Below are 16,538 nucleotides of genomic sequence, written 5' to 3'. Positions count from 1 at the left end.
CTTTTTACTTAACTAATTTGTAAATTTTTTCAAAAGGCAGACGCGCTGGGATGTATTTAGGGTCGTTCACTTCCGCCGACTTATCCGCAAAGCCCAATCCAATTGCCATACCGACAAGTTCATCGCTCGGAATCTGACCGTATTTGCGGGCCAGTTCTGGATAAGCTACGATTGAATGAGCTGGCATCACGGCCAGTCCTTCATTAATTGCCAAAAGCATGATACTCTGCGAAAAGATGCCCAAGTCAAAGACTGACCACAAGGGAGACGACTTTGGAATAGTTAAGAAAACGACATCTTGCGCATTGAACATCGTATCGTTAGCATCTTTGAATAAATCAATTTTATTATTGAAAAAGTAGGGTTGGGATGCCCCCACTGCAGCCATGTTCTGACTGGGATACGAATCCCAATTAAGATTAAGCGTTGTGGCAAAATCCTCATGCGGTTCAACCTTATCAACTATTTGCTGCTTTACTGCTTGCTTTAAACCCTTGAGCGCCTCACCAGTCACCAGATAAGCCTTCCAGGGCTGAGAATTGAGCAATGACGGGGATTGCTGAGCCTGCATGATTATTTTCGCCAGTAACTTCTCATTGACCTTGCGATTGGTAAATTTGCGTGTTACGCGTTCATTACCGTATACATCATTAAATTCCATTATTAATTCAAACTCTTATATAAAAATGAGCACCTCTGTGACACTCTATACTGGTAAATAAATGATTCAAAATCATTAATCGATAGAACAATGATAAATTATTCTATATCAATAGTTATCTTAATAAATAATACACAATAATGCAAAAGTACACAACCATTTAAACCTTTAAATTGCATTTTTTGATTTTATTTAACATTAAATATATACATGTATTTTACAATGGTGAATTATAAATTTGTCAGTCGAACATTTATAAGTTACTATAGTCAAACATTCATACTTGTCTACAAACTTAAACATAAAAATAACATAGCTATTTATTTAACTATACTTTTTATGCAACAAAAAAAGGCGTTTTTCGCCCTTATACTTTATACTGTCGACGCAGCTCTCGTTCCTGGTCGCGCTTTTTAATCGTTTCTCTTTTATCGTACTTTTTCTTTCCTTGGCCTACCCCAATCAGCACCTTAGCAAAACCATGCTTAAGGTAGACTTTAAGCGGAATAACAGCGATGCCGCGTTCAGCTTGTTCCTTAGTTAAACGCGTAATTTCTTTCTTGTGCAGCAGTAGCCGGCGCTGACGAACTGGTTCATGGTTATAGCGGTTACCCTGTTTATATTCACTAATGTGCACATTCTCCAAAAAGGCAGAACCATTAATAATCTGGACGTAACCATCACGTAAGCTAATATGCCGGGCCCGCACAGATTTTATTTCGGTACCGGTTAACGCAATTCCCGCCTCGAAAGTTTCTTTAATGAAATAATCATGATGTGCTTTTTTGTTTTGAGCAATTAAGTTCTCATTATGTTCTTTCTTCACTTTTCTAACCTAACGCTTATACTTACTGAAGTGAGGATGATTACCATTGCCCTGTCCGCCCCGGCGGTTGCCACTGCGATGATTACGGTCATTGTGCCCGCCATCATGACGCCGGCCATGATGCCCCTGCGAGTCAGCTCCGTTTTTAGGTGCATTAGGATCATAAACTTCAAAATCAAGCTGATGCTGCTCTACGTTTGCAGTAGTAAGCGTAACCTTAATTGGCATCCCCACCCGATATTGTTTATGTGTTCCGCGGCCCGTCAACGTCATACTCTTCTCGTTGAAGCTATAAAAGTCATCGGTTAGATTAGAGATATGAATCAGGCCCTCTACCGTGTTGGGCAATTGGATAAACATCCCAAAGCTAGTAACTGATGCCACGACCGCATCAAAGTGTTCTCCCACCTGATTGGCCATGTATTCAGTCATCTTCAAGTCATTCACTTCACGCTCAGTGTCAACGGAAACACGTTCCTGGGTTGATGTTTGGTCAGCAACTTCCGGCAGCACACTGGCGAAATGATCCTGAACCTTTTTACTTGTTCCCTGCTCACCGTACTCATGAATCATGCGGTGAACCATTAAGTCGGAATAACGTCTAATGGGAGAGGTAAAGTGAGTGTAGTATTTAGCAGCTAAGCCGAAGTGCCCCAAGGGCTCCTCAGAATAATGTGCCTGCTTTAGACTACGCAACATCATCATTTGCACAACGGCTTCTTCTGGCGTCCCCGTTGTCTTAGCAACTACCTTCTGCAAGTCAACTGGCTTAACGTGGTTGGGGTCGGCCTTGATTTGCAGGTCAAAGGCACTACAGAACTCAAAGAAGCTCTTAATTCGCTCACCGTCTGGAGTCTCATGGACCCGATACAGAAACGGTACATGCTTTCGATAAAAGTCCTCCGCGACCGTCTCATTAGCCATTAACATAAAAGATTCAATCATCTTTTCAGCAATACCCCGGTTATGGAGCACAATGTCAGTCGGCTTGCCCTGGTCATCGACAACAATTTTTGCTTCTGGCTCTTCAAAGTCAATTGCCCCACGTTGGTGGCGCTTTTTATACAGGATATTGTGCAAATCAGCCATATCCTGCAGCATTGCCTGTAATTTGACATACTTCGGCGCTAATTGTTCATGATTTTCCGGATCTAAGACCTGATTAACATTATGATAGGTTAACCGGCCGTGCGACCGCATGACAGATGGATGGATCCGGTAGGCGACCCGCTCACCCTCTGGGGTGATTTCCATTTCACAAGACAAGACCAGGCGGTCTTCACCTTCGTTCAAAGAACAAATCCCGTTGGAAAGTCGAAATGGTAGCATCGGAATTACTCGATCGACCAGGTAAGTACTGTTGCCCCGTGTAAAGGCCTCTTGGTCAAGCGGAGTTTTTTCCTTGATGTAGTGAGCAACATCAGCAATGTGAACTCCTAAATGGTAGTTTCCGTTGGCCATTTTCCATAGAACAACGGCATCATCAAAGTCTTTGGAATCATCGCCATCAATCGTCACTGTAGCCTGATCTCTAATGTCTTCACGGTCGCCGATTTCTGCTGGAGTTACGTGATCCGGAATGGCATTAGCTTGCTCCATGGCTGCTTCGTCCCATTCAGTGCGGACATCGTGACTCGACACAATCGCCATAATATCCACGCCTGGCATATTTTTATTGCCAATAATTTCTGTAACCACACCGGCCATCGTATCAGGATTGTCCTTACCTGGGTAAACGGTAAGCGAAACCTTGGCAATGTCCCCTTTTTGTGGTCTTAAACCATTTTCACCGACATATACACGATAGTCCGCCAATTTTTTATTTGTACTCAAAACATAGCCAATGAAGTGACTAACCTTAACTTGGGCATCTGTCAGCGGATGGAATTCACCGACAATATCCTTCACGCCACGTTCAATAACCGCTTCGACATGACCTTCTGGACCCTTACCATTCCACGGATTGCCTCCGGTCGTGATTTTGATCCGAACCTGGTCACCATCAAGGGCAGAACCAGTATAATCTCTGGCAATGAAGACATCATCCGCATCTTCATCTTCCAACTTAACAAAGCCAAAACCCTTGCTATTGGCCTTAAAGCACCCTTCTTCCTCAATATTCTCTTGAGCTAATTGGTAGTGGCCCTTGCCATCAGTGATGATTTTTTTTTCTTGTTCCAAAAAGGCAAGCGCTTTTACCATATCGGTAAAAGACCCAAGGCGATCTCGCCTGAGCATCCGGTCTATTTCTTCAACTTGATATTGTTTTTTGGGGTTTCGACGAAAAATTTCTAAAACATTAGCTAAAATATTCTCGTTTTGGGCCATGCACTTAATCTCCGTTCCATAGTAAAAAGATAAAAAAAGTTCCTCCATCGACTGAGCGGGAGGAACCAGCGTCTATTTTGAAGACAAATAAGCCAGTACGATAGCAAAAATGAAAAATAGTACCAGTAACCCTGCTGTTACCTTCTCCATAAATGCTTCAAAACCACGTTTCTTTGTCTGGCCACTAAACACTGCACCGCCAGATAGGGCATTCAGTGCATCTTGCTGCTTCTGCGGCTGCATCATTGTTGCAATTACGATTAAAACCGAAACAATAATTAGTAGCGTCATAAATAAGTTATACAATCCGCTGCCTCCAATATCCAAATACATTACTGCTAAATTTTAGCATAAAATAGTTTCTAATTCGAGTTTTATTTCTTTAACTCTGGCGCATCAGTCTTAAAGTCCTTCTGAGTTGACTTTCGGTGGTTCTTCTCCCACAAGGAATTTTTGTCCTTAGAATATAACTGGTGCAACGCCTTTTCGCTATTATAGTCATAATCCTGAGTTTTAACTTTCTTAAACCACTTTGGCTTATAAAAGCGCAGGAGGTTCCCTGCAATCACCCGGTCTGACAAAGATAGCTCAGTAGTCACCTGGTTAGATAAACCGACTAACTGGGCCCGCACTTTGGGGTTGGGGTCAACCAGCTCATCACCCGTTTTGGTATCATAATAGGTTCCGCCCACTTTAGCATAGTTGGGCGTAATAAAGTCACCGTTGCGCTGAGCAACAACTTGCGGTGCAGCACTACTTAACAAGTCATGCCCAAATTGGATGGTATTTTTGTTGTTAATCCCTAGCAAGTTGAGCAGAGTAGGCAACACATCAATTTCACCACCATAGGTTTGTTTAATGCCACCTTTTAACCCCTTCATATGGAACATCAGCGGTACTCGTTGAAACTTCAAATTATCAAAATTGGTAAAGTCGTCTTGCTTGAGCAGTTCTGCGCTAGCTTTGTGGTGGTTACCTGAAATGCCATAGTGGTCACCGTAAAAAACTAGCAACGTCTTTTTGTCAAGCCCCGTCTTCTTCATCCAGGCAAGTAGCTCGCCCACAGCCTGATCTAAGTAACGAGCGGTCTGAACATAACCATCAACCGTCTCATCACCTGTATCTGTTGGAGCAATCGACTGATTCTTCTTATCCAATTCATACGGATAATGGTTAGTTACCGTAATCAGTTTAAGATAAAACGGCTGCGGCAGGCGTTCGATGTACTTGATTGACTGGGAGAAAAAGATTTTGTCTTTTATGCCATAACCAACATAATATTCCGGCTTGTTCTGATAATAGGACAGCGGCATGAAATACTGGTAGCCAAACTGTTTGTACGCATTATTGCGGTTCCAAAAAGAACCCGCACCACCATGCATTACCGCCGTAGTATAACCACCCTCTTGGTGCAGAATAGCCGGTGCACTTTCAAATGTGTTTGACGTTCCATAACTGGACATAGCTGAGCCAGACTGCAGGCCATAGAGGGAATTTTCCAACATCATTTCCGCATCCGAAGTCTTACCCTGCCCTACTTGATTGTAAAAGTTAGCAAAACTAAGCGTATTTCGGGAATGATAGAGCTTATTTATGTTCGGGGTAACCTCTTTGCCCTTCCACTTGTAACCAATTAAAAACTGCTGAAAACTTTCCAGGTGGATAACCATGACATTCTTGCCTTTGGCCACGCCAGTATAGTTGGAATTAGGCTTGACATAGTTGATTTTCAAATACTTTTTAACCGAATGCAGGTCAGATACGTTAGCCTTGGCCATCTGCTCACTTGTTTGAGCAGTCTTAAAACCGTCATAGACAGCGTACTCGTTGATACCCAAGTATTTGACGATATAACTATTGTCAAAAGTGCGCGTCAACAGGCCCGACCGATCTTTTTCGGCCATCAGCAAGTTAACGCCCATTAGAGCAAGCGCCAAACCTTCAACCAGTACGGTGAATTTCAGCTTTAACGGGCGCAGGTCATATTGAATTACCTTACCAACCATTAAACCGACAATGACAAGCAAATCAAGAAAGACTAGAAAATCACTGGCCTGGGTAATACCAGCAATACTCTTACCCAGATTATCGGCAGTTGAACCGGACGTCTTAATAATCGACATCGATAAAAAGTTGGAAAATTCTCGATAATACAGGATATTGGCAAACAGCCACAAACTTAAGATGAGGTCAATAATAACAATAATCCAATATGACTTACGTCCATTAAAGAAAAGTCCTATTCCCAGCAGCAACATTGCTGCTGGCAGAGGGTTGACCAGCAACAGAAAATTCTGCATCGGCCCAACCGCTCCTAAGTTAAACTTGGTTAAGTAAATCGCATAGCTTTTGAGCCAAAAGCTTAATAAAACAATGGTAAAAAAGCCAAATTTAGTTTTGGTCAACCAATGCAGATAAGACTTGGTCCGTATCATCCTATTCTCCTCTCACTATGCTAATATCTTACCCTTAAGCTGAATAAAGCATAGTGATTTTAGTAAAAATTAATCATTTGGTGGACTAGTGATTTTCTGCGGTTTGATGATCCAACCAAAGATACCTAGAATCATGCCCATAAAGTAGGTGATAAACCGCCATAAGAACATCCCCAAAACTAGCGTACCGGACGATGAAATAAAGGTTGCAAAAAGCGTTTGAAAACTATATTCGGCGCCACCCGAGGCACCTGGGATAGGCACAATTGCCATAAACATGATAATCATGATATTCATTTGTGTGACACTTGCCCAGCTGGCCGGCACTTGCAGCGCCACGAGCACCATATAGGGAACAGAATAAAAGCATAGCAGTTGCAGTACCGTTAACAAGCTACTCAACAGCAGCTTCTTTTTTTCGCGTTTGAGTTTTTGACTTTCATGATAAAAAGTATCAATTTTTTCAAGGGTGTTTTGGCGCCAGCCTTCCACGCGCTCCGACTTAACCAGCTTAGCCAAGATATCCATTAACCAATTTGCCGCCCGTTTGGTCCAATTGTAGGCAAACAAAATTGCCAGTAAAAAGACAATTGAACTGACATGAAGCAAAAAACCAATGGCAATAAAAATCGCCAGACCGGAAAACCTAGTAGCAACTAAGTGAAAACCCGTAATAATTGTTACCACATAGCTTAAAAAAACCACAATCTGATAAATAATAAATTTCATTAGCAGCAGTGACGTTGCACGACCACCTTCAACCCCCATTTGGACCATTGCTGCCAGCTGCGAGGGCTGACCACCAGTTGACATTGGGGTAATAGAGTTGAACAAGGCCTGAATTAGTGGTATCCGCACAAAGGACCACTTTGAGCGTTTCGGTTCATCCTTGCGTTGAGCTAAGACAGCCAAGATGCTTGCTTCAAATAAGTATGACAACAACATCAATGCAAAAACCAGTACCAGAGCCACTGGATTAATACTTTGGGCAGCTTTAAGTAATTGGGTAACCGGTGTGCCCTTCAATTCAGCGTACAGAACTCCCCCACTGATTAATAAGACAACGGCAATGCCCCATAAATGTTTCTTGTTCATTAGTGAATTTGTCCTAATTCTCGACCAATTTCGTATTGTTCATGGTAGAAGTCATTCCAGATCTGAGCCAGATTGTCTTCAGAATACTTTTCACTGGCCAGATTTGACAGGTGACTGTATTTATTAAGCAAATCCTGGTCATTGGCCACCTGGCGCAATTGCTCATTCAGCGCTTCAAAGTTGCTGCCCTTCAAATAATAACCGCTGATAATTGCCTGATATAAGTCAAGATCACGGAGTAAGACCGGCGTACCACAACTAAAAGCCTCCAAAACTGACATCGGAAAGAGTTCATCATAGGATGGCAGAACAAACAAGTCGGCAATGTTAAGGTAATTCACTAATTCTGGTCTGGCAATAATACCAGTAAATTTCAGGTTTTGCGGTGGATTATCAACTAGTTCCTTGAAGTGAGAATAGCCGTCCGTAATTTTACCAAAGGAAAAACCGCCAGCCCAGATAAATTGCATGTCTGGATTGGCTCTAGCAAGCTTCGCAAAATCGTCAACACCCTTGCGCGCTTGCACCTGGCCGTCCCCAAAGACCACAAACTTATCCAGGGGAATACCTAATTGGTGCCGAAAAGCATTCTTTTGCTCAAGACGCTCCGGATAAAATTCATCCTTGGCTACAAAATTGGGAATATACTTAACCTGGTCGCGCTTAATCCCATACTTAACTAAATGGTCAATGAAAATTGGATTGACTACAACTATTTGGTCCATCCGTTTATAAAAATCAATAACATACTTGTAGAAGACTTTTTTGGCAATTGGTGGCAACTTAACTGAACCTTCAAGCGTTTCCGGCAAAAAGTGCACATAACCAATTTTACGACCACGAGCTGGTGAGAAGCTATTAGCAAAATAAGTCGGATTAACCGTGTGATAATGGGTCAGATCGCTTGCGCCGTACTTGTTGTTGGTTATATAAAACTCATCGACTAAGTGCGTTCTCAGCAAGTTAATCAATTCCTGATAGGCCGAGCCAACCCCCTGGCCTTCAACGGAATCTGCTTGGGAAAACATATTGATTCTAATCATTTGTATCCTCTTTAGGGTCTTCTTGGTAGTTTGCAATTACTTCTTCGTAGAATTGATGAACTTTTTCACCAAAGCGCTCGGCAGAAATCTGCTTTAGCTTGGCTTCGAGTTTTTCGGCAGGAATAGCCGTCTTTTTTTCTTTCAAATAGAATAAAATTTCATCCCGCATATCACTTGGACGTGTAAAAACTTGTCCAAAAGCCAAATCATCAAAAACCTGTTCGGTATAGTCGGTATCGTATACCACACATTTTGTCCCGGCTGCGAGAGCTTCAATATAAGTCAACCCCTGCGTTTCAGTATCACTCGCCGAAACAAAAAGATCAGCCATTTGGTAGAAAGAGCCAACATCGCTATGCGGCACATCACCAGCAAAAATTACGTTGTCCTCAAGGGTCAATCGCTCAACTTGGTCTTGCAATACCTCAACGTCGGGACCACCACCAGCAATCACCAGCTGAGCGCGCGGAAATTCATCAACAACTTCCGTCATCACATTTAAAATCCGGTCAATCTTTTTTTCACCAGCAATGCGACTGAGGGTTAAGAGTACCGGAACATCCGGCTCAATTCCAAGTTCCTGGCGAACATCATGCGTTGCCGGCTGATTAAAGCTCTTAACGTCCACACCAGTCGGGATCACCTTCATTGGGATAGATATCTTGTATCGCTTCAAAAGCTTTTTTACGCGCATGCTAGGTGCAATCACGCCATCCATATTTTTAAGAAAGACACTGGTAAACTGTTTAACATGGTATGGCCGCAGGAGGTGACCATTCAGCACATAATGCAAGTAATCTTCATACATTGTATGGTAGGTATGAATTGCGGGAATCTTTAACTGGTGCGCCACATATTTGCCAATCATTCCGAGTGCAAATTCAGTCTGCGTGTGGACCACATCAAGATTCACTTCCCGCGCTACTTTAGTTGCCTCAAAGAAACCCCTATAAGCAATGCGCCGGTCAGTAAACGAAATAAACGGCATACTACTGAAGCGAAAAACATTGGCCTCGACGGTGCCCTTGGCAACGTGCGGATCAGTTGTTGTAAAAATAAATACGTTATGTCCCTGCTCCTCAAGTGCCTCTTTAAGTGTCTTAACCGAAGACGCTACGCCACTGATTTGCGGGAAATATGTATCGGTAAAAATACCAATATTCATTAAGCCACCTCCATCTAAAGGTATTATAAAGATTCCGCTTTACTTGTGCAATTTTTAAAAAGAAAAAGCTTAAATTTGCTAAACAAAAACAGCTCCCGTTGGAGAGCTGTTAGACAATAGCGGTGATCGGGGTCGAACCGATACGTCCTAAACGGACACCAGATTTTGAGTCTGGCGCGTCTGCCAATTCCGCCACACCGCCATATTTTTTTAAATCAATAGTTCAATGAGTGAACCATTAAAGGCGGAGATCGGATTTGAACCGACGATTAAGGTTTTGCAGACCTCTGCCTTACCACTTGGCTACACCGCCATCGAATATTCTATTAATAGATTGGGATAGCTGGATTCGAACCAGCGCATAATAGAGTCAAAGTCTAGTGCCTTACCACTTGGCTATATCCCAATGCTAGGGCGGAATATGGGATTCGAACCCATGTATGCCGGATCCACAAACCGGTGTGTTAACCCCTTCACCAATTCCGCCATGAGGTAAACAGGGATAGTAGGAATTGAACCCACACTAGCGGTTTTGGAGACCGATGTACTACCTTTATACTATATCCCTATTATGGAGGAGGGTGGATTCGAACCGCCGAACTCAGAGAGAGCGGTTTTACAGACCGCCGCGTTTAGCCACTTCGCTACTCCTCCAGGCTGATGGCGCGGGACGGAATCGAACCGCCGACACAAGGAGCTTCAATCCTTTGCTCTACCGACTGAGCTACCGAGCCATCCTACGGTCCATATCGGATTTGAACCGATGATCTCCTCCGTGACAGGGAGGCGAGATAAACCACTGCTCCAATGGACCATATTGCGGGAGGTGGATTTGAACCACCGGCCTTCGGGTTATGAGCCCGACGAGCTACCAGACTGCTCCATCCCGCGATATTATTAAAGGAGGATGTGGGATTTGAACCCACGCACGGCAAAACCGTCTAACGGTTTTCAAAACCGTCCCCTTAAGCCACTTGGGTAATCCTCCAAAATGTAAATATACCAAAACTGGTAATGACCCGTACGGGATTTGAACCCATGTTACCGCCGTGAAAGGGCGATGTCTTAACCACTTGACCAACGGGTCGACATTATCGGTTTGACGTCATTCATACGCTTAATTATCTTACCGAATTTGTGATTGAAAGTCAATAACTTTTCATCAGCCAGTTACGCTTAACTAGCTGAATCACAACGCTACTTATGATACAGGATTATCAAGCAGCTTGCAAGACTTTTACGTAAAAAATCACTTTTCTATCTTTAAAAAAACAAAACTTACAAATAATGGCTTAAAAATCACGCTAACTACACTTCCGCTACAATAGTTGGCAACCCAACTCTAGCCTACAGCCAAACTGTGGTCTGAAAGTCTATCGGGCTATCTTCAACGTTTTTGAGCAAGTCAGACCAAGCCTTGATCACAATATCTTGATCCTGGCTACTGTTCAACTGCTCCTTATTAATTAAACCTAGTTTTTCACTTGCCTTAATGATATGAGTATCAGCTGCGATTTCAATTTTACTCACGTTTTTAAGCTTAACCTTCACATATTGATCCAATAAAAATAACCAGTAGTTACATAATTTCTTTCCAGAAAGATAAGGAAAATAACCCTTGGCTTCAACCTGCATATAATGACGAATTTTTACCACATCATTATCAAAGCTTTCAATAAAGGTCAACACGCTTCCGCCAAATTCTTGCTCTAATGTCTGACACAGTCTCACCCAAATATCTATCTGCTTGTTTTTTTGAACCGCGAGGCGTTACATTACCAGCGCCTCTTGAACCTCCTGATAGCTAGCCTGACAGACACTTTCTGGCGAAAAAACAAAATTCGTTTGATCGTCAACCTAGGTCTTTTTGCGTTTTCCCAAAGGCTATAGTAATTTCTCCGATAATTAAGCGCTGCGAGCAAGGTAAAGTATAAAGCATTTTCTGCGGAAAAAGGAACCAAATTGGGATTTGCATCTTCTGGCAATTTTTATTGCCCAAAAAACGATTTTCATACATTGCAGTAATCATTTTTATATTAGTTACTACTATTCGCCATTTCTTCTGTCTCTTCCCCTTTCTGTTCCTACAACTTTACTGTAAAAAAAATCCCTAACGTCAAACGTTAGGAATTTCAATACGGAGACTGAGAGATTTGAACTCTCGCACCGGAATAACCCGATCTACACCCTTAGCAGGGGCGCCTCTTCAGCCACTTGAGTAAGTCTCCATAAATGGGCCTAAATGGACTTGAACCATCGACCTCACGCTTATCAGGCGTGCGCTCTAACCAGCTGAGCTATAGGCCCCAAAAGCGGGTAACGAGAATCGGACTCGCGACTAAAGCTTGGAAGGCTTTCGTTTTACCACTAAACTATACCCGCAAAAAGTAATATTAAAATAATGGCGCGGGACGGAATCGAACCGCCGACACAAGGAGCTTCAATCCTTTGCTCTACCGACTGAGCTACCGAGCCATCCTACGGTCCATATCGGATTTGAACCGATGATCTCCTCCGTGACAGGGAGGCGAGATAAACCACTGCTCCAATGGACCATATTGCGGGAGGTGGATTTGAACCACCGGCCTTCGGGTTATGAGCCCGACGAGCTACCAGACTGCTCCATCCCGCGATATTATTAAGTAAAAGTACAAACTCCATATCTATTATGGACCTTGTAGGACTCGAACCTACGACAGGACGGTTATGAGCCGTCTGCTCTAACCAACTGAGCTAAAGGTCCAAGCTCTAGCAAATAGCGGCGGGGGGGATCGAACCCTCGACCTCCCGGGTATGAACCGGACGCTCTAGCCAGCTGAGCTACACCGCCAACAAACATGTAATCGATAAAATCAAGATTACAATCGGGAAGACAGGATTCGAACCTGCGACCCCCTGGTCCCAAACCAGGTGCTCTACCAAACTGAGCCACTTCCCGCAAATGCACCCTGAAGGATTTGAACCTTCAACCTTCTGATTCGTAGTCAGACACTCTATCCAGTTGCGCTAAGGGTGCATCATTAAGTGCCGAGGACCGGAGTCGAACCGGTACGATTGAAACCAATCGCGGGATTTTAAGTCCCGTGCGTCTGCCAATTCCGCCACCCCGGCAAGTAATGAAAGCGGAAGACGGGATTCGAACCCGCGACCCCCACCATGGCAAGGTGATGTTCTACCACTGAACTACTTCCGCATAAATATGAAATGCCGATTATACGATTTGAACGTACGACCCCCTGTTTACAAGACAGATGCTCTACCAACTGAGCTAAATCGGCATAATGTAAATATGGTACAATACTGGCGAATACGGGTGGTGGGACTTGAACCCACACGTCCGAAAACACTAGAACCTAAATCTAGCGCGTCTGCCAATTCCGCCACACCCGCAAAATGGGGCCATGAGTCGTGACGGGCTTGAACCGTCGACCCTCTGATTAAAAGTCAGATGCTCTACCGACTGAGCTAACGACTCGGTATGGAGGATACAGGGCTCGAACCTGTGACCTCCTGCTTGTAAGGCAGATGCTCTCCCAGCTGAGCTAATCCTCCATAAAGCACGGCAGCGTCCTACCCTCGCAGGCAGTCTCCCACCAACTACGCTCGGCGTTAAGAAGCTTAACTGCTGTGTTCGGCATGGTTACAGGTGTTTCCTTCTTGCTCTTGCCACCGTACTTTTCTCTTTTTGAGTTTTTACACTCAAAACTAAATATAATCCTTCGAAAATTCCCTTCCCCAATCTTTAGCTTGCACTCGCTTTGGTCAAGTCCTCGACTGATTAGTACTAGTCCGCTCCAAACCTCACGGCTCTTCCACTCCTAGCCTATCTACCTCATCGTCTTTGAGGTGTCTTACTACTTTCGTATGGGAAATCTCATCTTGAGGGGGGTTTCGCACTTAGATGCTTTCAGCGCTTATCCCTTCCATACGTAGCTACCCAGCTATGCCCTTGGCAGAACAACTGGTACACCAGCGGTATGTCCATCCCGGTCCTCTCGTACTAAGGACAGCTCCTCTCAAATTTCCAACGCCCACGACGGATAGGGACCGAACTGTCTCACGACGTTCTGAACCCAGCTCGCGTGCCGCTTTAATGGGCGAACAGCCCAACCCTTGGGACCTACTTCAGCCCCAGGATGCGACGAGCCGACATCGAGGTGCCAAACCTCCCCGTCGATGTGAACTCTTGGGGGAGATAAGCCTGTTATCCCCAGGGTAGCTTTTATCCGTTGAGTGATGGCCCTTCCATGCGGTACCACCAGATCACTAAGCCCGACTTTCGTCCCTGCTCGAGTTGTCGCTCTCGCAGTCAAGCTCCCTTATACCTTTACACTCTGTGAATGATTTCCAACCATTCTGAGGGAACCTTTGGGCGCCTCCGTTACTCTTTAGGAGGCGACCGCCCCAGTCAAACTGCCCATCTGACACTGTCCCATGCCTCGCTTAGAGGCCCTGGTTAGAGCAGCCATCAAACAAGGGTAGTATCCCAACATTGCCTCTGATAATACTGGCGTACTATCTTCTCTGGCTCCTACCTATCCTGTACATGTTTAACAGCTACTCAATATCAAATTGCAGTGAAGCTCCATGGGGTCTTTCCGTCCTGTCGCGGGTAACCCGCATCTTCACGGGTATTATAATTTCACCGAGTCTCTCGTTGAGACAGTGCCCAAATCATTACACCTTTCGTGCAGGTCGGAACTTACCCGACAAGGAATTTCGCTACCTTAGGACCGTTATAGTTACGGCCGCCGTTTACTGGGGCTTCAGTTCAAAGCTTCGCTTACGCTAACCTCTCTCCTTAACCTTCCAGCACCGGGCAGGTGTCAGCCCCTATACGTCGTCTTTCGACTTTGCAGAGACCTGTGTTTTTGATAAACAGTTGTTTGGGCCTATTCACTGCGGCTGGCTCTTACACCAGCACCCCTTCTCCCGAAGTTACGGGGCTATTTTGCCGAGTTCCTTAACGAGAGTTCTCTCGCTCACCTTAGTGTTCTCCACTCGACTACCTGTGTCGGTTTGCGGTACGGGTACGTTAGCTCTCACTAGAAGCTTTTCTTGGCAGTGTGACTCTAGAACCTTCGCTACTTTAATTTCGCTCCTCATCACGACTTGTGCTTTCCGGAAAAAAGCATTTGACTCTTCTCCACACTTATCGTTTAAACATGGGCTTCCAGCGCCATGCGTTCTTTGCCTCCTGCGTCCCTCCTTCGTTTTTAACGATCTAACGCAGTACAGGAATTTCTACCTGTTGTCCATCGACTACGCCTTTCGGCCTTGCCTTAGGTCCCGACTTACCCTGGGCGGACGAGCCTGCCCCAGGAAACCTTAGTCTTTCGGCGGATAGGATTCTCACCTATCTTGCGCTACTCATACCGGCATTCTCACTTCTAAGCGCTCCACTTATCCTCTCGGTTAAGCTTCTCCGCCCTTAGAACGCTCTCCTACCACGTGTATTACTACACATCCACAGTTTCGGTACTATGCTTAGCCCCGGTAAATTTTCGGCGCAAAGTCACTCGACTAGTGAGCTATTACGCACTCTTTTAATGATGGCTGCTTCTAAGCCAACATCCTAGTTGTCTACGCAACTCCACATCCTTTTCCACTTAGCATAGATTTTGGGACCTTAACTGGTGATCTGGGCTGTTTCCCTTTCGACTACGGATCTTATCACTCGCAGTCTGACTCCAGTGCTTTGATCCATGGAATTCGCAGTTTATCTGAATTCAGTAACCCTTGATGGGCCCTTCGTCCAAACAGAGCTCTACCTCCATGATCATCCTCGCACCAGGCTAGCCCTAAAGCTATTTCGGAGAGAACCAGCTATCTCCAAGTTCGTTTGGAATTTCACCGCTACCCACAACTCATCCCCGCAATTTTTAACTTACGTGGGTTCGGTCCTCCAGTGCGCTTTACCGCACCTTCAACCTGGTCATGGGTAGGTCACTTGGTTTCGGGTCTACATCCACTAACTTACTCGCCCTCTTCAGACTCGCTTTCGCTCCGGCTCCGTCCTTTTTGGACTTAACCTCGCTAATTAACGTAACTCGCCGGTTCATTCTACAAAAGGCACGCCATTACCCCTTAACGGGCTCTGACTACTTGTAGGCACACGGTTTCAGGTTCTCTTTCACTCCCCTTCCGGGGTTCTTTTCACCTTTCCCTCACGGTACTGGTTCACTATCGGTCACATGCTAGTATTTAGCCTTGCGAGATGGTCCTCGCTGCTTCAATCGGAATTTCTCGTGTTCCGACCTACTCAGGATCCTGCTCGGCGCGCTCGCAATTTCGCTTACGGGGCTCTCACCCTCTCTGGCTTACCTTCCCAGGTAATTCTGCTATCACTTACGCTACCTTCTTGCAGTCCTACAACCCCACATGATAAATCATCTGGTTTGGGCTCTTTCCGTTTCGCTCGCCGCTACTTGGGAAATCGATTTTTCTTTCTCTTCCTGCAGCTACTTAGATGTTTCAGTTCACTGCGTCTCGCCCTAATAAGCTATTGATTCACTTATTAGTAATGCATCTGCATGCATTGGGTTCCCCCATTCGGATATCTCCGGTTCATCGCTTACTTACTGCTCCCCGAAGCCTTTCGTGGTTCGTCACGTCCTTCTTCGCCTGCTTGTGCCTAGGCATCCACCGTGCGCCCTTCTTTACTTGACCTTACTTCTAAGATCTTACTCTTCTCGGTCGCTCGTGCAATCTGTTCTCTTTTGATTTGATTGTTTCTCGGTTTTTTCTTGGATTATATTCAGTTTTCAATGTACTAACTCTTGAGGTACTACCCTCAAAACTAAACAATGTTTACAAAGTGTGCTTCCTGCTCCTAGGCTTCTTTTAGTATTCCTACTCTCCACCTATTTGCTTCCTTAGAAAGGAGGTGATCCAGCCGCAGGTTCTCCTACGGCTACCTTGTTACGACTTCACCCTAATCATCTGTCCTACCTTAGACGGCTGACTCCTTTGCAGGTTATCCTAC

9 protein-coding genes, 27 tRNA genes and 3 rRNA genes (1 of these 39 running past the window's edge) are annotated in these 16,538 nt (G+C 44.8%); all 39 read right to left on the bottom strand.

Annotation, left to right across the window (positions count from 1 at the left end; genetic code table 11):
* Positions 1-4: 4 nt before the first annotated feature.
* Entirely contained in the window at positions 5-661 is a 657-nt protein-coding gene (locus ACSYSN_RS01810) for a nitroreductase (RefSeq protein WP_491712516.1), read from the bottom strand.
* A gap of 367 nt (positions 662-1,028) precedes the next feature.
* Positions 1,029-1,487 (bottom strand): SsrA-binding protein SmpB, encoded by a 459-nt coding sequence (smpB, locus tag ACSYSN_RS01805; protein WP_317637828.1) that lies wholly within the window; start codon positions 1,485-1,487, stop codon positions 1,029-1,031.
* Between the two features lie 9 nt (positions 1,488-1,496).
* The gene (gene rnr / locus ACSYSN_RS01800; protein WP_491712515.1) at positions 1,497-3,815 is read right to left on the bottom strand and encodes a ribonuclease R; all 2,319 of its coding nucleotides are present in this window, start codon (positions 3,813-3,815) and stop codon (positions 1,497-1,499) included.
* 72 nt (positions 3,816-3,887) lie between these two features.
* Entirely contained in the window at positions 3,888-4,121 is a 234-nt protein-coding gene (gene secG, locus ACSYSN_RS01795; RefSeq protein ID WP_317637826.1) for a preprotein translocase subunit SecG, read from the bottom strand.
* Between the two features lie 68 nt (positions 4,122-4,189).
* Positions 4,190-6,250 (bottom strand): LTA synthase family protein, encoded by a 2,061-nt coding sequence (locus tag ACSYSN_RS01790; protein WP_491712514.1) that lies wholly within the window; start codon positions 6,248-6,250, stop codon positions 4,190-4,192.
* A gap of 69 nt (positions 6,251-6,319) precedes the next feature.
* Positions 6,320-7,345: a lysylphosphatidylglycerol synthase transmembrane domain-containing protein gene (locus ACSYSN_RS01785; RefSeq protein WP_491712513.1), complete on the bottom strand. Its 1,026-nt coding sequence runs from the start codon at positions 7,343-7,345 to the stop codon at positions 6,320-6,322.
* Complete coding sequence (locus tag ACSYSN_RS01780) at positions 7,345-8,388, bottom strand: glycosyltransferase family 4 protein (RefSeq protein ID WP_491712512.1); 1,044 nt, start codon at positions 8,386-8,388, stop codon at positions 7,345-7,347. The genes ACSYSN_RS01785 and ACSYSN_RS01780 overlap by 1 nt, the downstream gene beginning before the upstream one ends.
* Entirely contained in the window at positions 8,381-9,553 is a 1,173-nt protein-coding gene (locus tag ACSYSN_RS01775) for a glycosyltransferase family 4 protein (protein ID WP_491712511.1), read from the bottom strand. Before ACSYSN_RS01775 ends, ACSYSN_RS01780 begins: the two co-directional genes overlap by 8 nt.
* 117 nt (positions 9,554-9,670) lie before the next feature.
* A tRNA-Leu gene (locus ACSYSN_RS01770) sits at positions 9,671-9,755 on the bottom strand.
* Positions 9,756-9,795: 40 nt separating this feature from the next.
* A tRNA-Cys gene (locus tag ACSYSN_RS01765) sits at positions 9,796-9,866 on the bottom strand.
* Between the two features lie 21 nt (positions 9,867-9,887).
* Positions 9,888-9,959, bottom strand: a tRNA-Gln gene (locus ACSYSN_RS01760).
* 7 nt (positions 9,960-9,966) lie between these two features.
* A tRNA-His gene (locus ACSYSN_RS01755) sits at positions 9,967-10,039 on the bottom strand.
* Positions 10,040-10,050: 11 nt separating this feature from the next.
* A tRNA-Trp gene (locus tag ACSYSN_RS01750) sits at positions 10,051-10,121 on the bottom strand.
* A 4-nt stretch (positions 10,122-10,125) separates the two neighbouring features.
* Positions 10,126-10,207: transfer RNA gene (locus ACSYSN_RS01745), tRNA-Tyr, on the bottom strand.
* A 7-nt stretch (positions 10,208-10,214) separates the two neighbouring features.
* Positions 10,215-10,287 (bottom strand) — tRNA-Phe (locus ACSYSN_RS01740).
* Between the two features lie 6 nt (positions 10,288-10,293).
* A tRNA-Asp gene (locus tag ACSYSN_RS01735) sits at positions 10,294-10,367 on the bottom strand.
* Positions 10,368-10,370: 3 nt separating this feature from the next.
* Positions 10,371-10,444: transfer RNA gene (locus ACSYSN_RS01730), tRNA-Met, on the bottom strand.
* A gap of 10 nt (positions 10,445-10,454) precedes the next feature.
* Positions 10,455-10,541: transfer RNA gene (locus ACSYSN_RS01725), tRNA-Ser, on the bottom strand.
* Between the two features lie 27 nt (positions 10,542-10,568).
* A tRNA-Glu gene (locus ACSYSN_RS01720) sits at positions 10,569-10,640 on the bottom strand.
* A gap of 260 nt (positions 10,641-10,900) precedes the next feature.
* Positions 10,901-11,239, bottom strand: a complete 339-nt coding sequence (locus ACSYSN_RS01715) for a hypothetical protein (protein ID WP_491712510.1) — start codon at positions 11,237-11,239, stop codon at positions 10,901-10,903.
* Between the two features lie 452 nt (positions 11,240-11,691).
* Positions 11,692-11,781, bottom strand: a tRNA-Ser gene (locus ACSYSN_RS01710).
* A 5-nt stretch (positions 11,782-11,786) separates the two neighbouring features.
* A tRNA-Ile gene (locus ACSYSN_RS01705) sits at positions 11,787-11,860 on the bottom strand.
* Between the two features lie 4 nt (positions 11,861-11,864).
* Positions 11,865-11,935: transfer RNA gene (locus tag ACSYSN_RS01700), tRNA-Gly, on the bottom strand.
* A gap of 20 nt (positions 11,936-11,955) precedes the next feature.
* Positions 11,956-12,028: transfer RNA gene (locus ACSYSN_RS01695), tRNA-Phe, on the bottom strand.
* A gap of 6 nt (positions 12,029-12,034) precedes the next feature.
* A tRNA-Asp gene (locus ACSYSN_RS01690) sits at positions 12,035-12,108 on the bottom strand.
* Between the two features lie 3 nt (positions 12,109-12,111).
* Positions 12,112-12,185 (bottom strand) — tRNA-Met (locus tag ACSYSN_RS01685).
* A 37-nt stretch (positions 12,186-12,222) separates the two neighbouring features.
* A tRNA-Ile gene (locus tag ACSYSN_RS01680) sits at positions 12,223-12,296 on the bottom strand.
* 13 nt (positions 12,297-12,309) lie between these two features.
* Positions 12,310-12,383 (bottom strand) — tRNA-Met (locus ACSYSN_RS01675).
* 34 nt (positions 12,384-12,417) lie between these two features.
* Positions 12,418-12,491, bottom strand: a tRNA-Pro gene (locus ACSYSN_RS01670).
* 4 nt (positions 12,492-12,495) lie between these two features.
* Positions 12,496-12,569, bottom strand: a tRNA-Arg gene (locus ACSYSN_RS01665).
* Between the two features lie 9 nt (positions 12,570-12,578).
* Positions 12,579-12,664 (bottom strand) — tRNA-Leu (locus ACSYSN_RS01660).
* A 10-nt stretch (positions 12,665-12,674) separates the two neighbouring features.
* Positions 12,675-12,746, bottom strand: a tRNA-Gly gene (locus tag ACSYSN_RS01655).
* A 12-nt stretch (positions 12,747-12,758) separates the two neighbouring features.
* Positions 12,759-12,831: transfer RNA gene (locus ACSYSN_RS01650), tRNA-Thr, on the bottom strand.
* A 30-nt stretch (positions 12,832-12,861) separates the two neighbouring features.
* A tRNA-Leu gene (locus ACSYSN_RS01645) sits at positions 12,862-12,943 on the bottom strand.
* Between the two features lie 12 nt (positions 12,944-12,955).
* Positions 12,956-13,028, bottom strand: a tRNA-Lys gene (locus ACSYSN_RS01640).
* A gap of 4 nt (positions 13,029-13,032) precedes the next feature.
* Positions 13,033-13,105: transfer RNA gene (locus tag ACSYSN_RS01635), tRNA-Val, on the bottom strand.
* A 5-nt stretch (positions 13,106-13,110) separates the two neighbouring features.
* Positions 13,111-13,227 (bottom strand): 5S ribosomal RNA (gene rrf, locus ACSYSN_RS01630).
* Positions 13,228-13,311: 84 nt separating this feature from the next.
* Positions 13,312-16,222 (bottom strand): 23S ribosomal RNA (locus ACSYSN_RS01625).
* A 210-nt stretch (positions 16,223-16,432) separates the two neighbouring features.
* Positions 16,433-16,538 (bottom strand): 16S ribosomal RNA (locus tag ACSYSN_RS01620) (it continues 1,456 nt past the right edge of the window).
* Together the 16S, 23S and 5S rRNA genes with 16 tRNA genes alongside form the textbook arrangement of a ribosomal RNA operon.

The sequence above is a fragment of the Lactobacillus sp. ESL1191 genome, from assembly GCF_058504435.1.
Note: the sequence above shows the minus strand (reverse complement) of the source record. Positions and strands in the feature narration are given on the sequence as shown.

Excerpts from the sequence above, each read along its gene's own strand:
- ACSYSN_RS01785 (WP_491712513.1), bottom strand. The coding sequence starts at position 7,345 with ATGAACAAGAAACATTTATGGGGCATTGCCGTTGTCTTATTAATCAGT.
- ACSYSN_RS01780 (WP_491712512.1), bottom strand. The coding sequence starts at position 8,388 with ATGATTAGAATCAATATGTTTTCCCAAGCAGATTCCGTTGAAGGCCAG.
- ACSYSN_RS01810 (WP_491712516.1), bottom strand. The coding sequence starts at position 661 with ATGGAATTTAATGATGTATACGGTAATGAACGCGTAACACGCAAATTT.
- ACSYSN_RS01790 (WP_491712514.1), bottom strand. The coding sequence starts at position 6,250 with ATGATACGGACCAAGTCTTATCTGCATTGGTTGACCAAAACTAAATTT.
- rnr (WP_491712515.1), bottom strand. The coding sequence starts at position 3,815 with ATGGCCCAAAACGAGAATATTTTAGCTAATGTTTTAGAAATTTTTCGT.
- ACSYSN_RS01775 (WP_491712511.1), bottom strand. The coding sequence starts at position 9,553 with ATGAATATTGGTATTTTTACCGATACATATTTCCCGCAAATCAGTGGC.